General features: G+C 63.0%; 16 protein-coding genes. 4 read left to right on the top strand and 12 right to left on the bottom strand.

Annotated elements, in window-relative coordinates; genetic code table 11:
• Positions 1-47: 47 nt before the first annotated feature.
• A complete protein-coding gene (locus AC0L2R_RS22295) occupies positions 48-422 on the bottom strand; it encodes a four helix bundle protein (protein ID WP_473511574.1) in 375 nt (124 codons plus the stop codon).
• A gap of 24 nt (positions 423-446) precedes the next feature.
• Positions 447-1,616, bottom strand: coding sequence for an isobutyryl-CoA dehydrogenase (locus tag AC0L2R_RS22290; protein WP_473511573.1), 1,170 nt, complete (start codon positions 1,614-1,616; stop codon positions 447-449).
• Positions 1,617-1,767: 151 nt separating this feature from the next.
• On the opposite strand from AC0L2R_RS22290, the gene AC0L2R_RS22285 reads away from it, so the two are divergent.
• Positions 1,768-2,382 carry a dimethylsulfonioproprionate lyase family protein gene (locus AC0L2R_RS22285; protein ID WP_473511572.1) on the top strand — a complete coding sequence of 205 codons (615 nt, stop codon included), beginning with the start codon at positions 1,768-1,770 and terminating at the stop codon, positions 2,380-2,382.
• On the top strand, positions 2,382-3,854 hold the full coding sequence (locus AC0L2R_RS22280; RefSeq protein WP_473511571.1) for a cobyric acid synthase: 1,473 nt from the start codon (positions 2,382-2,384) through the stop codon (positions 3,852-3,854). The genes AC0L2R_RS22285 and AC0L2R_RS22280 overlap by 1 nt, the downstream gene beginning before the upstream one ends.
• On the opposite strand, the gene AC0L2R_RS22275 is transcribed toward AC0L2R_RS22280, so the two are convergent.
• The 3 genes from AC0L2R_RS22275 to AC0L2R_RS22265 form a co-directional block, all read right to left on the bottom strand.
• Entirely contained in the window at positions 3,851-4,273 is a 423-nt protein-coding gene (locus AC0L2R_RS22275) for a VOC family protein (protein WP_473511570.1), read from the bottom strand. The genes AC0L2R_RS22280 and AC0L2R_RS22275 overlap by 4 nt on opposite strands.
• Before the next feature lie 84 nt (positions 4,274-4,357).
• Entirely contained in the window at positions 4,358-5,191 is an 834-nt protein-coding gene (locus AC0L2R_RS22270) for a helix-turn-helix domain-containing protein (RefSeq protein ID WP_473511569.1), read from the bottom strand.
• A 99-nt stretch (positions 5,192-5,290) separates the two neighbouring features.
• Positions 5,291-5,461: a hypothetical protein gene (locus AC0L2R_RS22265; RefSeq protein ID WP_023798964.1), complete on the bottom strand. Its 171-nt coding sequence runs from the start codon at positions 5,459-5,461 to the stop codon at positions 5,291-5,293.
• Positions 5,462-5,999: 538 nt separating this feature from the next.
• Here AC0L2R_RS22265 and AC0L2R_RS22260 point away from each other — a divergent pair.
• Positions 6,000-6,431, top strand: a complete 432-nt coding sequence (locus tag AC0L2R_RS22260) for a TerB family tellurite resistance protein (protein WP_023802995.1) — start codon at positions 6,000-6,002, stop codon at positions 6,429-6,431.
• Positions 6,432-6,453: 22 nt separating this feature from the next.
• On the opposite strand, the gene AC0L2R_RS22255 is transcribed toward AC0L2R_RS22260, so the two are convergent.
• The 5 genes from AC0L2R_RS22255 to AC0L2R_RS22235 form a co-directional block, all read right to left on the bottom strand.
• Positions 6,454-8,088, bottom strand: coding sequence for an ABC transporter ATP-binding protein (locus tag AC0L2R_RS22255; RefSeq protein WP_473511568.1), 1,635 nt, complete (start codon positions 8,086-8,088; stop codon positions 6,454-6,456).
• Positions 8,085-8,954, bottom strand: a complete 870-nt coding sequence (locus AC0L2R_RS22250) for an ABC transporter permease (RefSeq protein ID WP_473511567.1) — start codon at positions 8,952-8,954, stop codon at positions 8,085-8,087. Before AC0L2R_RS22250 ends, AC0L2R_RS22255 begins: the two co-directional genes overlap by 4 nt.
• Positions 8,951-9,898, bottom strand: coding sequence for an ABC transporter permease (locus tag AC0L2R_RS22245; protein WP_473511566.1), 948 nt, complete (start codon positions 9,896-9,898; stop codon positions 8,951-8,953). The genes AC0L2R_RS22250 and AC0L2R_RS22245 overlap by 4 nt, the downstream gene beginning before the upstream one ends.
• 439 nt (positions 9,899-10,337) lie before the next feature.
• Entirely contained in the window at positions 10,338-11,813 is a 1,476-nt protein-coding gene (locus AC0L2R_RS22240; protein ID WP_473511565.1) for an ABC transporter substrate-binding protein, read from the bottom strand.
• Between the two features lie 130 nt (positions 11,814-11,943).
• Entirely contained in the window at positions 11,944-13,224 is a 1,281-nt protein-coding gene (locus tag AC0L2R_RS22235; protein ID WP_473511563.1) for an acetylornithine deacetylase/succinyl-diaminopimelate desuccinylase family protein, read from the bottom strand.
• 229 nt (positions 13,225-13,453) lie between these two features.
• Between AC0L2R_RS22235 and AC0L2R_RS22230 the strand changes: the two genes are divergently transcribed.
• Entirely contained in the window at positions 13,454-13,882 is a 429-nt protein-coding gene (locus tag AC0L2R_RS22230) for a L,D-transpeptidase (protein ID WP_023802989.1), read from the top strand.
• On the opposite strand, the gene AC0L2R_RS22225 is transcribed toward AC0L2R_RS22230, so the two are convergent.
• Together AC0L2R_RS22225 and AC0L2R_RS22220 are read right to left on the bottom strand one after the other, a co-directional pair.
• Positions 13,879-14,427: a hypothetical protein gene (locus AC0L2R_RS22225; protein WP_473511562.1), complete on the bottom strand. Its 549-nt coding sequence runs from the start codon at positions 14,425-14,427 to the stop codon at positions 13,879-13,881. The two genes, AC0L2R_RS22230 and AC0L2R_RS22225, sit on opposite strands and share 4 nt — an antisense overlap.
• A 117-nt stretch (positions 14,428-14,544) precedes the next feature.
• Positions 14,545-15,948, bottom strand: coding sequence for a selenium-binding protein SBP56-related protein (locus AC0L2R_RS22220; protein ID WP_473511668.1), 1,404 nt, complete (start codon positions 15,946-15,948; stop codon positions 14,545-14,547).
• Between the last annotated feature and the right edge of the window lie 182 nt (positions 15,949-16,130).

Genomic DNA, 16,130 nt, shown 5'->3' with positions numbered 1-16,130 from the left:
CCGTGGTTAGGTTAGGCAGTAGGCAGTAGGCAGTAGGCGGTAGCAGCCTATTCGGGCGCGGGCGCGAGTTTGCTAATAAGTTGGCGAAGCATTTTTCCGATGCCCTCGGTCGCTAGCAGCACCTGACAAGCTTGATCTTGCGTAGCTAGGCCAATGCGTTCAGCGATCTGGAGGTGCGTCTCGAATTCCTTCAACGACCCTTGGGCTATCCGGAGAAATTGCTGATAAGAGCCCCTGTTGTCTCGGCCATAACCTTCCGCGATGTTTGCAGGGATAGAGGTCGCCGAGCGGCGGATCTGGCTGGTCAACCCATACAATTCCTCTTTTGGCCATGCCTTGGTCAAGGCGTAGGTGGTGACGGCCAGATCCATCGCCTGCTGCCAAACGATGAGATCCTTGTACGAACTGATCTTGCCGGTCATTTCTACTGCCTACTGCCTACTGCCCTACTGCCGCCCAATCAGCGCGCGCGCGATAATGACGCGCATGATCTCGTTGGTGCCTTCGAGAATCTGGTGAACGCGCAAATCCCGCACCAGCTTCTCGATGCCGTAATCGTGCAGATAGCCATAGCCGCCATGCAGTTGCAGCGCGTCGTTGGCAACGTTGAAGCCGACGTCGGTGACGAAGCGCTTCGCCATCGCCGACCATTTCGAGGCGTCCGGGGCCTTGCGGTCGAGCTTCGAGGCAGCGGCGTAAAGGAATATCCGTGCTGCCTGCAACTCGGTCTCCATGTCGGCCAGCTTGAATTGCAGCGCCTGGAACTGGTTGATCTTGGCTCCGAAGGCCTTGCGATCGGCGGTGTAGGACAGCGCCTTGTCGAGCGCCGATTGCGCCCCGCCCAGCGAACAGGCGGCGATGTTGAGCCGGCCGCCGTCGAGCCCTGCCATGGCGATGCCGAAGCCGGCGCCTTCGTCCGAGAGCAGGTTTTCAACCGGCACCTTGCAGTCCTCGAAGACGACCTGGCGGGTCGACTGCATGTGCCAGCCCATCTTGTGCTCGTTGGCGCCGAAAGACAGGCCGGGCGCATCTTTCGGCACGACGAAGGTCGAAATGCCCTTCGGACCGTCGGCGCCGGTGCGCGCCATGACGATGTAAAGGTCGCTGTCGCCGGCGCCCGAAATGAACTGCTTGACGCCGTTCAGCACATAGTCGCCGCCGCTCCTCACCGCACGCGTCTTCAGCGCCGCAGCATCCGATCCCGAACCCGGCTCGGTCAGGCAATAGCTCGCCAGCCATTCCATCGAGGTCAGCTTCGGCAGGAAGTGCTGGCGCTGTTCGTCGCTGCCGAAGCGGTCGATCATCGAAGCCACCATATTGTGGATCGAGATGAAGGAGGAGAAGGCCGGATCGGCGCGCGAAAGCGCCTCGAAGATCAGCACCGCGTCGAGCCGGCCGAGCGCTGAGCCGCCGACATCGTCACTGACATAGATGCCGCCAAGCCCGAGCGGGCCAGTCTCGCGGATCACGTCCGCCGGAAAATGCTTGTTGCGGTCCCAGTCGAGCGCGTTCGGCGCAACGCGATCGGCAGCGAAGGCCTCGGCCATTTGCTGGATGGCGCGCTGGTCCTCGTTGAGTTCGAACTGGCTGGTGCCCGCATCGACAGCGGCGTCCATGGCGTGCTCCGTGATGTCTTCGGCCGGCCGGCCTGTCGTTTTTGGCTTTGCGCGCGGTTCAATCTAGACCAATGATGCCGCCGCGCAAGCCGACTAGCTCCATCCAACGATCTGGGGGCGGCTGTGTGATAATGCGTGTCTGGGGCAGGGCGTGACGACAAATTTCGATGAGCTGCTTGAAAGGTTCCACGCCACGCTCGAAACATTCGATGATGCGCTGGTGCGCGATGCGGTGGCCCGGATCGGCTGGGCCATGCCGGCGCGTCCGCTCGAGCCGCGTCCGCTTACCTGCCTGCGCCAGCTCGACCGCATCGTCGAGCTCGCTCCGGCCAACGCCCAGCCGTTGGCGCGGCTGCTTGCGGAGCGTCGCGGCGAGCTGCGCTGGGGGCAGACCTACAGCGAGGCGGATCTCGGCAAGACATTCATCGACAAGTACGGCTGGCTGGAGGTCTTCGGCACACGCGGCCATTTCGTCAACGACGAGGTCGCGGCCGGCTTGCTGATCCTCGGACCTGAAATCGTCTATCCCGACCACCATCATGTCGCCGAGGAGATCTACATTCCGCTGACCGGCGGCACCGAATGGCGCATGGACGAAGACGACTTTCGTAAGCGAGAGGCGGGTGAGGTGATCCACCATGCCTCTGATGTCAGCCATGCCATGCGCACCGGCAAGGAGCCTCTGCTGGCGCTCTACATCTGGCGCGGCGGACCACTGGCCGCGAAATCCACGATCACCGGCAGCGTTTCACAGGGCAGGAATTAATGGCGGCCAAGGCGATCATGCTGCAGGGCACAGGCTCCGATGTCGGCAAGACGGTGCTGGTCGCGGGCCTCTGCCGCGTGGCGAAAAAGCGTGGGCTGAAGGTGCGGCCGTTCAAGCCGCAGAACATGTCGAACAACGCCGCCGTCGCCTATATACCGGGCGACAGACGCGGCGGCGAGATCGGCCGCGCCCAATGGCTGCAGGCGATCGCCTGCGGCGTTGTGCCCACCGTCCATATGAACCCGGTGCTGCTCAAGCCGCAGACCGATATCGGCGCCCAAGTGGTGGTGCAGGGCAAGGTGTTCGGCGAGGCGCGGGCACGCGACTACCAGGCGCTGAAAGCCCGGCTGATGGATGCCGTGCTCGACTCCTGGGCCAAGGTCGGCGAGGGTGCCGACCTCGTCATCGTCGAAGGCGCCGGCTCGCCGGCCGAGATCAATCTCAGGAGCCGCGACATTGCCAATATGGGCTTTGCGACGCGCGCCAACGTGCCGGTGATTCTGGTCGGCGACATCGATCGCGGCGGCGTCATCGCCTCGGTCGCCGGCACCCATCTGATCTTGCCGGAAGAGGACCGGCGCATGATCGTCGGCTATCTCATCAACAAGTTCCGCGGCGATATCTCGCTGTTCGATGACGGCATCAAGGCGATCGAGAGCTTCACCGCCTGGCGCTGTTTTGGCGTCGTGCCGTGGCTGAAGGCGGCGGCGCGGCTGCCCTCGGAAGATTCGGTTGTGCTCGAACGCCTGGCGTCCGGCGAGAAGCGCGCGCTGAAGGTGGCCGTGCCGATGCTTTCGCGCATCGCCAATTTCGACGACCTCGACCCGCTCAAGGCCGAGCCGCTGGTCGTGGTCGTCTTCGTGCCGCCCGGCCAGCATTTGCCGGCCGACGCTGGGCTGGTGGTCATTCCCGGCTCGAAGTCGACGATCGGCGATCTGCTAAGATTCCGCGAGAATGGCTGGGACCGCGACCTTGTCGCCCACCGCAAGCGCGGCGGCCACGTCGTCGGCATCTGCGGCGGCTTCCAGATGCTCGGCCGTGTCGTGCGCGATCCCGACGGCATCGAGGGCAGCGCCACCGAGACCGAGGGGCTCGGCCTGCTCGACGTCGAAACGGTGATGCAACCGGAAAAGACGGTGCGCAATGTCAGCGCGCGCTCGGTCCAGTTCGACCTGCCGCTCGAGGGCTACGAGATCCATCTCGGCCGCACCACCGGTCCCGACACGCTGCGGCCGTCCTCCGTCATCAACGGCGCCGATGACGGCGCCGTCTCCGCCGACGGCAAGGTGTCGGGGACCTATCTGCACGGGCTGTTTTCCGCCGACGCTTTTCGGGCGAAATTCCTGGAAAATCTCGGCGTCAAAGGCGGCGGCATCGATTATCGCGCCGAGGTCGAACGGGCATTGGACGAGGTCGCAGCCGAACTGGAAACCCACCTCGACTGCGACGCCATCTTTGGTCTGGCGCGTTAGCTGGCGGGCTCACCGGCCTTTGGCCAATAGGTGCCGAACGACCAGACATTGCCTTCCGGATCGCGGCAGATGAATTCGCGGCTGCCATAGTCGCGGTCGGTGAGCTCTTCCAGTATTTCGGCGCCGGCCTTTTTTGCTCTGGCATAAGCGGCATCGGCATCGTCGACGGCAACATAGATCGATCTGCCGCCACCGGGGCCAGGTGCGCCGACCATCTGGCCAAACTTGTCGTCGCGTGCGGTGCCCAGCATGATCATCGAGGAGCCGAAAGTCAGTTCGGCGTGTTGGACGATGTCGCCTTCGCCGTAGCGGGCATGAACGGCAAAGCCGAAGGCTTCACCCAGCCAGTCGATCATTTTCGCGGCATTGCGGTAGCGCAAGGTCGGATAGAGCCTGGGCGGTTCGACTGATATGGTCATGGCGATCTCCTTCAATTGGATTGGACGATAATCCAGTCTGGGCGAAGGCTTTTCCCACGTCTTGAAGAAATGTTACCTGCGCCTCTATGCCTGGGCGGCCAGCGCCGTCGGCGTTTCGCCGGCAAGGTCGCGGAATTCGCGCACCAGATGCGCCTGGTCGGCATAGCCGCAATCGGCGGCGATATCAGCCCAATCGGATTTGTCCTGCCTTGACAGGCCGAGCGCCCGGTTGAAGCGGACGATGCGCGACAGCGTCTTGGGGCCGACGCCGATCGCGTTGGAGAATTTTCCCGCGAGATGCTTGCGGCTCCAGCCCAGCCTGTCGGCGAGCGATGCGACGCGAATGCGGCCACCCGAGACGATGATCCGGTTATAGGCCCAGGCGATTTCGGCCTGCATTTCGCGGGCGTCAGTCAGCCGCGCGGCGACGAACGTCTCGACGATTGCAAAACGTGCGCTCCAGCCGTGCGCATTGCCAAGTCTTTCGCGCAGCGCGATGCCTTCGATCCCGAGCACATCGTCGAGGCCGACCATGCGGTCGGTCAGTTCGCTCATCGCAAGGCCGAAGAAGCGTCGGGCGCCGAGCGGGGTGAAATTGACCTGGATGCAGCAGGCGCCGCCGCGGGATTCGATCACCACCGGACCGGCATAGAGGCCGGCGGCGAAACTGGCGAAGCGGTCGTTGTCGCCCGGCTCCTTGCCGAGCCCGATGGCGAAGGGTTCGGCAAAGCTGATGACCAGCGGCACGGTCAGCGATGCGTATTCGACGTTGCGGAAACGGCCGGGCATGGTTTCGCGGTAGCCGCAGATGTCAGTGACTGAACCCTGGAGCCAAGGGCCAGGCGCACGCCGAACCATCTCGAACCGGTCGAGGCCAGGACTGTGCTGGTTGCTGCCGTCTTCGCTCTGGGCAGACATGAGCTTTCCTCCGCCCGCGGATGGTAGCAGACCAACCCTCAGAATCAAAAGCGCCCGCCTGTGGCCGGGCGCTCCGAGTTGCCTGAGAGATCTGAGGGCTTAAGCGCCGCGAACCAGGCAGCCGCCGGCAAGCACGACATAAGCAATGAGGACGATCCACACCGCGGCCAGGGGAATGAACGCAAAAACGCCGAGAGCGGCGAGAAGACCGATGATGGCGATAACAAGGGATATGATGAAAATAAGCTGCGTAGGCGCACTGAGATTCATGTGTGGCTCCTCCGACATGATTCGTACAACCGCATCCTATCAGGCGCCTCGTTCACACACCAATCAGCGTGCGCAGCGGGTTCAAGGCATTGCTTCAGGTTTGCGCTGCCTTCCAGCGCTGATGGTTGGCGAAAGCTGAAGCGACATCCAATCTCCCCCCTTGCGGGGGAGATGTCCGGCAGGACAGAGGGGGGTGGGAAGGATCGCCAACTTCGGCTTTATCCATCCCAACCGGAAACAGCCTGAGGGCTTGGCTAAACTGGTTGACAGGTCGGAGGGACAGCACCCCCCTCTGCCCTGCCGGGCATCTCCCCCGCAAGGGGGGAGATCGGCAGTTTTGCGGACAGCACCTACTCCGGAACGTTGAAGGAGGCGCCGAGGACGACGACGGGTCTGGATGGCGAGATCGAACATGCGATGGGTTGCGGGAGGGGGCTTCCGGCCAGTGGGAAAATATGGCGTTCTCCACCACAGCCGACCATTTGCGCAAGGCCGATTCCGCGCTACCTATTTGCAACGAATCGGAAAGGGGTCGCTGATGGCATTCGCATTGCTGGAGCAGATACGCTCGATCTTCGACGGCGACCCCGGCGTGCGCAAGGTCGCGGACGATCCGGTGCTGTCGGCGGAACTGCTGATGCTGTTTCGCATGATTTTGGCAGACGGCACGGTCAACGAGAGTGAAATGGCCGCCTTCAGGCGCATCTGCCGGGAAGCCTTCGGCATTCCGGAAGCCAGCATCGACAGCGTCATCGAGTATCTCAACGAGTTCGGCTACGAGACCAACGGCTCGCAAGCCATCGCGCAGTTCCGTGACCTCGACGTCGAGAGGCGCAGCCTGCTTGCCCGCCATATGGCCGAGATCGCCAAGGCCGATTCGCAACTTGCCGGGACAGAGATGCAGCTCTTGCGCCGCACCCTCGACTTGCTCGACATCAGCCCGGCCGATGTGGTGAAGGCCGAAGAGTAAGCCTCTCCCGACGGTCGGCTGTTCACCCCTGTTCCTGTAACCGCCGGGCAATCGCGCGGTGCAGGTCCGGGGCCGCAGCGACCAGCGCCTTGGCGGCTTCGGACTGCGGATGGTCGAGAACGTCGCTCGTCCTGCCGCGCTCGACGATCTTGCCGGCATGCATGATCATCACCTGGTCGGTAATGGCGCGGGCAACGGTCAGATCGTGGGTGATGAACAGATAGGCAACGCCGAGCTTCTGGTTGAGGTCGGCGAACAGATCGAGAATCTGGGCGCGGATCGAGACGTCGAGCGCCGAGACCGGCTCGTCGGCGACGACCAGCTTGGGGCGGGTGATGATGGCGCGGGCGATCGACAGGCGCTGGCGCTGGCCGCCTGAAAATTCGTGCGGATATTTGTCCATGTCGCGTGGACCAAGGCCGACCTCGTGCAAGGCCTTTGCCACCATCTCGCGCCGCTCTGCATTGGTCGGCCTTTTCTCCAGGACATGCAGTGGCTCGGCGACCAGTTTTTCCACCTTCTGGCGCGGATCGAAGGAGCCGTAAGGGTCCTGGAACACCACCTGCATGTCGCGGCGCGCCGGCTTGAGCTCAGCCTCGCTCTTGCCGGTGATGACTTCGCCGCGAAACCGGATCGTTCCCGATGTCGGCCCGTCCAGCGCCAGGACCATGCGGGCAAGCGTGGACTTGCCGCAACCGGAACGCCCGACCAGCGCCACAGACTGCCCAGGATCGATCGAGAACGAGACATCGTCGACGGCGCGGGTCGGAACCGCGCGCTGCAGCAGCGATTTGCGCCGTCCCTGATAGTCCCGCGTCACGCTCTCTACCTGAAGAAGAGGCTTGGCCTGGAGCATGGGGTTGCCGACCTCGTTTGTCCTGGCACGCGCCGGCACATGCATCGAGGCCTGCGCAAGTTGTCTTGTGTAGGGATGAAGCTGCTCGGACAAGGTGCGCGCCGTGTCGCCGGCCTCCATCACTTCGCCGTGGCGCAGGATGGTGATGCGCTCCGCCATTTCGGTCACCACCGCGAGGTCATGCGAGATCAACAGCAGACCCATGCGGTTTTCTGAAACCAGGTCGCGCAACAGGTCGAGGATTTGCGCCTGCAGCACGACGTCGAGCGCCGTCGTCGGCTCGTCGGCGATCAGCAGTTTTGGTTTCAGCGCGCAGGCAATGGCGATGACGACGCGCTGGCGCTGGCCGCCGGAAAGCTCGTGCGGATAGCGCGACAGCGGGAATTGCGCTGCGGGCAAGCCGACCCGGTCGAGCATTTTTCGAGCGCGGTCCTCGGCGTCGGCGCGGCTTGCCCTGGTGTGCCAGCGGATGCCTTCGGCGACCTGCTCGCCAATCGTCTTGACCGGGTTCAGCGCCGTCATCGGTTCCTGGAAAACCATGCCGATATCATCGCCGCGCAGCGCGCACATCTGGTCTTCGCGGGCCGCGAGGATGTCGATGCCGTCGAAGACGACGCGCCCGCTGGCGCGCGCCGCCCAGGGCAGAAGCCGCATCACCGTCAATGCCGTGATCGACTTGCCCGAGCCGGATTCGCCGACCAGCCCCATCACCTCGCCGGGCGCGACGGCGAGCTCGACATCCCTCAGGATCGGCGTGTCGCCGATCGTCAGCGACAATTTCTCGATTTCGAGCAGGCTCATCGCTGCCGCCGCGATTTTGGGTCGAGGATGTCGGCAATACCGTCACCGAGCAGGTTCAGTCCAAGCACGGTGACGACGATCGCCATGCCTGGAAAGATCGCCATCCACGGCGCCATCCCCATGCGCGTCTGGGCGTCGAACAGCATCCGCCCCCAGCTCGGCATCGGCGGCTGTGTGCCGAGCCCGACATAAGAAAGTCCGGCTTCGGCCAGGATGCCGAGCGCGAACTGGATGGTGCCTTGCACCAGGAGCAAAGTAACGATGTTGGGCAGCACGTGTTCGATGGTGATCAGTGCTTTGCCTTTTCCGGCGGCACGCGCGGCGAGGATGAATTCGCGCGGCCAGATCGCCAGCGCTCCGGCCCGGGCGACGCGGGCGAAGACCGGGATGTTGAAAATGCCGATGGCGATGATGGCGTTGAGCGCGCCCGGGCCGAAGATGGCGGTGATCATGATCGCCGACAGCAGGGCAGGGAAGGCGAAGACGAGATCGTTCAGCCGCATCACCGCCTCGTCGATGACGCCGCCGCGCGCCGCGGCAAGGGCGCCGAGCGGCACGCCAACGCCCATGCCGATACCGACCGCCACCAGCGCCACGGCGATCGAATTGCGGGCCCCGACCATGATCATGGAAAAAATGTCGCGGCCGAAATGATCGGTGCCGAACCAGTGCGCCGGCGAGGGCGCCTGGGTCTTGTCGGCGATGATCAGCCTGGTGACGTCAAAAGGCGTCCAGAAGAACGAGACGATGGCGACCGCCGCCACAAGTGCAGTGATGACGAAGCCGGTGAGGAACGAGCGGTTGGTGAAAGCCTTGACGAGGATGTCGGCAAAATTTTCCTCCGGGATATCGAAGCGCAGCGTCATTGGCGGCTTCTCAGCCGCGGATCGACGACCGCATAGGAGAGATCGACAAGCAGGTTGACGGCGATGACGGCGGCGACCAGCAGCATGACGACGCTTTCGACGACGATCAGGTCGCGCTGGGTGATCGCCTGGAACACCAGCCGGCCGAGGCCGGGGAGATAAAAGACGTTCTCGATGATGATGGTGCCGGCGAGCAGGAAGGCGAACTGCAGGCCGAGAATGGTCAGCACCGGGATCATCGCGTTGCGCAGCGCGTGCCGCCACAGCACCGCGCGATAGGGCAGGCCCTTGGCGCGGGCAGTGCGGATATAGTCCTCGTTCAGCACTTCGACCAGCGCCGAGCGGGTGACTCGGGCGAGGATCGCCGCTTGCGGCAGAGCGAGCGCGATCGCCGGCAGGACCAGCGATTTCAGCGCCGGCCAGACGCCGGCGCTCCATCCCGGAAAGCCGCCGGCCGGCACCAGCCGCAGCCAGACGGCAAACAGGTAGATCAGCATCAGCGCAAACCAGAAGTTCGGCACGGCAACACCAAGCTGGGCGGCGCCCATCGCGATCGTGTCGCCGGCCCGCCCGTGCCGGCCGGCGGAAAACAGCCCGACCGGAATGGCGATGATGGTGGACAGCGCCAGCGCGATCAGGGCCAGCGGCAGCGAGACCACGATGCGCTCGCGGACCAGGTCGATGACCGGCACCGAATAGGTGTAGGAACGGCCGAAATCGAGGCTCAGCAAGCCGCCGGCCCAGTGCAGATAGCGCGCGGCGAGCGGCGCGTTGAGGCCCATCTGGTTGCGCAGCAACTCGACCTGGTCGGCGCTGGCATTCATGCCCAGCATCAGCCGCGCCGGGTCGCCGGGAATGATCTCCAGCACGGCGAAGACCACCATCGAGGCCAGGACCAGCGTGATGAGCGCGATGGCAAGACGCTTGAGGAGATAGGCGGTCATGGGGGGAGGACCGCAGCGCTGCGGGACGCAAAGACCCGGCGACAGTGCTCTTTCACGTCCCCGTCTGTCCTGCCGGACGCGCCGGCCCGAGCCACGGGTCTCGGCAGGGCAGTTGCTTCAGACAAAAGATAGCGCTCGACCGGCCAACTGTTAATGCCGGCGCCGCCCCTCATCCGCCTGCCGGCACCTTCTCCCCGTATAGTGACGGGGAGAAGGGGGCTGGCCGCAACCTTGGCACCCCTTCTGCAACGCTGGAGATTGGCGAAATCCTTTGCGAAGGCGTCCTTCTCCCCGTCACTATACGGGGAGAAGTGCCCGGCAGGGCGATGAGGGGCAGCGCAGAACTGAAGCGATTGCCCTGCGGCTCGGGCCAGGCATCCCGGCAGGACAGAGGGGGGTGCCACCGGCTGCAAGCTTCGCCCCTTTGGCCAGCAGCCCCTCACTCCGTCCACTTCACCTTGGTCAAATCATTGGCCTGGATCGGCGCATTTGCCCAAAAACCCTCGAGCTTGGCGTCCCAGACGCCGACTTTCGGCAGTTCGTAGAGGAAGCCGACCACGGCATCGTCGGCCAGTATCTTCTGCGCCTCGCCGAGCAGCGTCATGCGCTTGGCCTCATCGGAGGTGAGGTTCAGGTCGGCGATGATCTTGTCGAAGGTCGGGTTGTCGTAGTTGAAGTAATAATCCTTGCGCGAATAGATATCGATGTCGTTGGGTTCGGTGTGGGAAACGATGGTCAGGTCGTAGTCCTTCTTGGTGAAGACCTGGTCCAGCCACTGCGCCCATTCCACCGGCACGATCTGCAGATCGATGCCGACATCGCGAAGCTGCGACGCGATGATCTCGCCGCCAAGTCGCGCATAGGGGGGTGGCGGCAGTTTCAGCGTCGCCTTGAAGCCGTTCTCCAGGCCGGCTTCCTTCAAGAGTTCCCTGGCCTTCTCGACATTGTGCGGATAGAGACCGGTGAGGTCGACATAGGCCTTGTTGGCAGGCGACATGTGCGAGCCGATCGGCACGCCAAGGCCGGCCGAGGCGCCGTCGATGATCGCTTTGCGGTCGAGCGCAAACGAAATCGCCTGCCTGACCTGCAGCCGGTCGAAAGGCGGCTTCTTGTTGTTCATCGAAAGGATGGTCTCACCCTCGGTCGCGCCGATCACCACCTTGAAGCGCGGGTCGCCCTGGATCTGGGCGACGCTGTCGGGATCGAAGAACGGGAAGGCCTGAACATCGCCGGAAAGCAGCGCCGGAACGGCGGCTGCGGCATCCGTGACGATGCGGAACTCGGCCTTGTCGAGGGAGACCGGGGCACCCCAGTAAGCGTCGGACCTGATCAGCGTGATCGACGAGCCCTTGGCCCAGGTCTGGAACTTGAACGGGCCGGTGCCGACAGGCGTTTCCTTGTTGGTGTCGGCTGTCTCCGGCGCGACGATGACCGCGTCGCCCCAGCCCATATTGTAGAGGAACGAACTTTGCGGGTTCTTCAGCGTGATCCTGACCGTCGCCGGATCGACCATTTCGACCGTATCGATGGCGGCGAACAGGCCCTTTTGTGCGTTGACGGAGTTGTCGGCACGGGCGCGGTCGAGCGAGAATTTGACGTCGTCGGCATTGAAGTCAGTGCCGTCATGGAATTTCACGCCGCTATGCAGCTTGAAGGTGTAGACCTTGCCGTCGTCGGAAACGGTCCAGCTTTCGGCCAGAGCCGGCAGCACCTCGCCGTCCGCACCGATGCGGGTCAGCCCCTCGAACACGTTGGCGTAAAGCACCTCGTCGATCGCCGCCGCAGCACCTGCGGTCGGATCGAGATGCGGAGGTTCGAGCGTGATGCCGATGACCAGATCGCGCGCGGCAAGCGCCGAAGCGCCGTTGGCCAGCACCAGGGCCGCAGCGGTGAGAATGGTTTTCCACAATTTCATCGTGCAACTCCCGAAATGCTCAAAAACATGCTCGAAACCCGGTGGATAGAAGCGTGATTTCACCAAGGAGTAAATTGCGTTTCGTGCTTTCCGGCGGCGCCGGCAGGAATGTTTTTCCGCCCATCACCGGCTACCGAGCGCCCGCGCCCCTCAGCAGCACGTTGAGCCCGATCGCCATCACCTTGGCCGATTCGACCATGTCTGATATCCCCACCCATTCGTCGGGCCTGTGGGCGAGGTCGAGAATGCCCGGGCCATACGCGATGCAGTCGTAGATGTGGCCGATGCGGGCAATGTGCTTCTGGTCGTAGGTGCCGGGCGAGATCACGTAGTCGGGCTCGCGGTCGAATACCTCCATGATGCCCCGCGCCACCGCCTTGACCACCGGCGCATCGCGCTCGGTCATCAGCGGCAGCACCTCCATGAGATCGCGGATCTCGTAGTCGAATTTCTTGCGCTCGCGCTTCAGCCGGTCGAGGATATCGGTCACCTCGCGCTTGACCGTGCCAAGATCCTCTTCGAGCAGGAAGCGGCGGTCGATGGTCAGCCGGCAGGAATCGGGGACATTGGGCGAGGGCAGGCCAGGCCGGAAATCCTCGGTCTGGCCGCCATGGATCGAGTTGATGTTCATGGTCGAGCGCTTGGCCCCGTCGGGCACGACCGGCATGCGCGTCACCTTGCGGTCGAGCGCCGGGAACAGCTCATCCTCGAAAGCCCTTAGCAGGGCGCCCATATGGCGCACCGCATTGTCGCCGAGGAACGGCATCGAGCCGTGCGCGATCTCGCCCTTGGTCTCGATCTCCGCCCACCAGACGCCGCGATGGCCAAGGCAGATGCGATCCTTGTTCAACGGCTCGGGGATGATGACGTGGTCGACCTTCGGCTTGGAGAAATAGCCGAGCTTTGCCAGATGGGCGACGCCGCCGAAGCCGCCGGACTCCTCGTCGACCGTGCCCGAAATCTCGATGGCGCCCGGGAAGTCGGGGAAAACCTCCATGAAGGCCTCGGCGGCGATGATCGAGGAGGCGAGGCCGCCCTTCATGTCGCAGGCGCCGCGGCCATGGACCTTGCCATCCCTGACGATGCCGGCGAAGGGATCGAGGCTCCAGCCGTCGCCGGCTTCAACCACGTCGATATGCGAGTTGAAATGCACGCAGGCGCCGGGCGAGCGGCCATCGAAGCGGGCGACGACGTTGACGCGCGGGTAGCGGTCGGTGTCGCCGGGCGTGCCTTCGGCGCGGATGAATTCGACTTCGAAGCCGCGCTTCTTCAGCCGCGCTCCGACGTATTCGGCGCATGGCCGATAGGCCTCGCCGGGCGGGTTGATAGTCGGAAAGCGGATCAGGTCCGCAGTCAGCGCGACCAGGTCGTCGACCCGATCATCGACCGCTTTCAGCAGGAGTTCGTTCATTCGACGAATTGAGCAGCCAACGGTGCGTTTTGGCAAGCCTGTTGGCGGGTCGCGCCCTAGTTATGTGGTTACATGTCGCCACGGCAACTATCGCGGGAAATCGTTCAAATTCGCTGCTTTGGATTGGTGAATTCGTCAGAGGTGTGTGGTTACCTCATTCACTTGCGATTAAAGGATGAAGAATAGCGTGAAGGCAGGCAGGCAAGGGCAATCAAAGGGGTTTGATCGCATGAAAAAGACCGTTCTCATGGCAGCGGCACTGGCAACGATGCTGTTCGGTTCTTCGGTCGAGGGCTGGGCAGCCAAGCTGGTTGCAAGAATCGACGTGTCATCGCAGACGATGACTGTAAGGTACGGCCGGGCGGTCTACCGATGGCGCGTATCCACGGCGCGCAAAGGCTATATCACGCCGCGCGGCAGCTACCGGCCGCAACGAACGGCACGGATGTGGTATTCGCGCAAATACGACATGTCGCCGATGCCTCATTCGGTGTTCTACCGTGGCGGCTATGCCATCCATGGCACAGGGGCGGTAAAATCTCTCGGGCGCCCGGCGTCGCATGGCTGCGTGCGGCTGCACCCGTCCAATGCCGCCGCCTTCTATTCGATGGTGCGGCAGGCCGGCTTTCGCAACACGCGGATCGTGGTGACCAACTAGAGCGCGGAAAACACGCCGATCGCCCCGACCAGAACCAGGCTTAGCGCCCAGATCACATCCAGATCAAACCAGCTTTTCGAAAGAAACCTTAATCCCAGCCACCGATAGACGCCGAAGGCCAAAGCGCCGCCCGCAGTGATCATCGCGCCGGTGTGGACCGCTGCCACGCCGATCGAGAGCGCTGCAGTTCGTGCAATGAGGGCGGTCGCGGCACGGTGCCCGGCATCCGTTTCAACGACGCCGCACAGGCCGAGGTAGATCGGCACCAGCATCAGGCCGGCGCCATGCGCGACGGCGACGAGAAAGGACCAGAGCGCCAGTCGCGACGGCGGCACGCGCGCCAGAAATCTAGGATGCCGCCGGTTGAAGAGCAGCCAGACTCCGAGCGCGACGACAATTAGACCTGCGCCAACGCGGATCTCGGTTTGCCAATCAACCAGCATGGTCATTAGCGCGAAGGGCAAGAGGACCACCGTCATGGCGACAAGATGCCCGAACGCCAGCGCCAGGAGTGCGCCCGGCAGCGCATGGGCTCGCCGTTCCATCAGGGCGGCCGAAACAGCAAGCGGCCAGCCCATACCCGGGTTTACGCCATGGTAAATCCCGCTGGCGACCACAGCAAGCCAGAGGCCGGCTGTGGTCGAAAGGAGTTCGGGCGACACCTAGGCCGATGGGTAGCAGAAACTGTCGGTAGAGCAGTCGCCGCCTTCAAGCCGGATCTGGTGCGTTCGATAGCCTTTGGGGAACTCGACGAAGAAGTTGGTGTCGAGCGTCAGGCCACCATTGGCGCCAACATCGGCCTTCACCATCGCCCCGCCGCGCTCACCGGGATAGAACTGATCGTCCCAGGTCGAATAGAGCGAATTGGTCCAATAGACACGCTTGCCGTCGCGGCTAATCTCGACCATTTGTGGCCCATAGCCGAAGTCCTTGCCACAGGGGTGCTTGGTCTTCTTGACGATCCCACCCAGTTCGACCTTGCCCGCCAGAACCGGCTTCATCGGGTCGCTGACATCGTATTGATGCATTTCACCCGTACCCCAACAAGCCACATAGAGATACTTGTCGTCGAGGCTGAGGTCGATGTCGGTGACCAGAGGGGGCACCGCCGAGAAACCCTTCAGAAGATCCGGCAGATCGTCGGCATTGGCCGGTTGAGGCGGGATGACCGCCGTCTTCTTGGCCTGGAACTTGCCATCTGCGTCGCGCCACCAAGTCCAGATCGAGCCTTCGAGATTGGTGGTATCGACCACAACGCCGCAGAAGCCGTATTGCTGGACTGGATCATGCGCCGGGCGGATTTCGAGCGCCATTTGGTGATTGGCGCCCAGATCGATGGTCTGAATGTTCTTACGCGCACGCAGATCCCAGAAATGCATGCGGTGGCCGTACTTGTTGGACAGTAGATCCTCAGGGACGATGCCGTTTTCGAACTGCGGCGGCAGGGCCCATTCGGAACTGACCATGTAGTCGCGCGGCAGGTTCCACCAGAAATCGTAGTGCTTATCCTGGGCGCCACGATCTATCTCATAGCGGCCAATGACATCGAAGGTCTGGCAATCCATGATGAAAATGCCCGGAGGACCGTCGGTACCGTCCTTGCCACCGCCGCCGAGGGTCGAGACATAGATGCCCTCGGGTCCGCAGTGGATCGTATGCGGGCGGGAATAGCCCGTCTTGGCAAAGACTTCTGCGGGTTCGATGATCTTGTGAATCTTGGCGGCTGTCGGCCCGCCCTTCACATCAATTATGTAGATGCGCGACGAACGAATGCCCGGAATGATCAGATAACGACGCTCCAAAAAGGCGTGGCCAGTCAGTGGTGATAGCGCCGAAGAACACGCATTCCAGCCGAAGTGATGAAACTCATCGCCCTTGTTTGGCATGATCACAGTGTGGACGATCTTGCCGAAATCCGGCGAATTTGGATCGACATTCACCACAGCCAAACCGTCGGGTTGCGAGAAGTCCGGGCTAAGCATCAACGTGTAGGCCAGAGTTTCCGGCGGCCCTTCCATAGCCAGCCGAGGTGACGGATAGAATGTGGGGTCTGGTCGCAGATTCATCGCGGTATCCTCCCTACGCGTTTGTGAAACTTTATTTTTGGTGCTCTCCGTGTCGCTCATTTTTGAAATGCGGCCCAGGTAGGGATCACAATACACCAAGTCTCCTCGTCTGTCTGACACCGCGTCGCGCTAGCACTATTTACGTGGGCAGACTTTGGGCAGAATATACCGGGTGGGAGGGA

The organism is Mesorhizobium sp. WSM4820 (assembly GCF_055811075.1).
Note: the sequence above shows the minus strand (reverse complement) of the source record. Positions and strands in the feature narration are given on the sequence as shown.

What these genes read in the sequence shown, in the direction of transcription:
- AC0L2R_RS22295 (WP_473511574.1), bottom strand. Translation starts at nt 422, where the DNA reads ATGACCGGCAAGATCAGTTCGTACAAGGATCTCATCGTTTGGCAGCAG.
- AC0L2R_RS22290 (WP_473511573.1), bottom strand. Translation starts at nt 1,616, where the DNA reads ATGGACGCCGCTGTCGATGCGGGCACCAGCCAGTTCGAACTCAACGAG.
- AC0L2R_RS22280 (WP_473511571.1), top strand. Translation starts at nt 2,382, where the DNA reads ATGGCGGCCAAGGCGATCATGCTGCAGGGCACAGGCTCCGATGTCGGC.
- AC0L2R_RS22275 (WP_473511570.1), bottom strand. Translation starts at nt 4,273, where the DNA reads ATGACCATATCAGTCGAACCGCCCAGGCTCTATCCGACCTTGCGCTAC.
- AC0L2R_RS22270 (WP_473511569.1), bottom strand. Translation starts at nt 5,191, where the DNA reads ATGTCTGCCCAGAGCGAAGACGGCAGCAACCAGCACAGTCCTGGCCTC.
- AC0L2R_RS22265 (WP_023798964.1), bottom strand. Translation starts at nt 5,461, where the DNA reads ATGAATCTCAGTGCGCCTACGCAGCTTATTTTCATCATATCCCTTGTT.
- AC0L2R_RS22260 (WP_023802995.1), top strand. Translation starts at nt 6,000, where the DNA reads ATGGCATTCGCATTGCTGGAGCAGATACGCTCGATCTTCGACGGCGAC.
- AC0L2R_RS22255 (WP_473511568.1), bottom strand. Translation starts at nt 8,088, where the DNA reads ATGAGCCTGCTCGAAATCGAGAAATTGTCGCTGACGATCGGCGACACG.
- AC0L2R_RS22250 (WP_473511567.1), bottom strand. Translation starts at nt 8,954, where the DNA reads ATGACGCTGCGCTTCGATATCCCGGAGGAAAATTTTGCCGACATCCTC.
- AC0L2R_RS22245 (WP_473511566.1), bottom strand. Translation starts at nt 9,898, where the DNA reads ATGACCGCCTATCTCCTCAAGCGTCTTGCCATCGCGCTCATCACGCTG.
- AC0L2R_RS22240 (WP_473511565.1), bottom strand. Translation starts at nt 11,813, where the DNA reads ATGAAATTGTGGAAAACCATTCTCACCGCTGCGGCCCTGGTGCTGGCC.
- AC0L2R_RS22235 (WP_473511563.1), bottom strand. Translation starts at nt 13,224, where the DNA reads ATGAACGAACTCCTGCTGAAAGCGGTCGATGATCGGGTCGACGACCTG.
- AC0L2R_RS22230 (WP_023802989.1), top strand. Translation starts at nt 13,454, where the DNA reads ATGAAAAAGACCGTTCTCATGGCAGCGGCACTGGCAACGATGCTGTTC.
- AC0L2R_RS22225 (WP_473511562.1), bottom strand. Translation starts at nt 14,427, where the DNA reads ATGGAACGGCGAGCCCATGCGCTGCCGGGCGCACTCCTGGCGCTGGCG.
- AC0L2R_RS22220 (WP_473511668.1), bottom strand. Translation starts at nt 15,948, where the DNA reads ATGAATCTGCGACCAGACCCCACATTCTATCCGTCACCTCGGCTGGCT.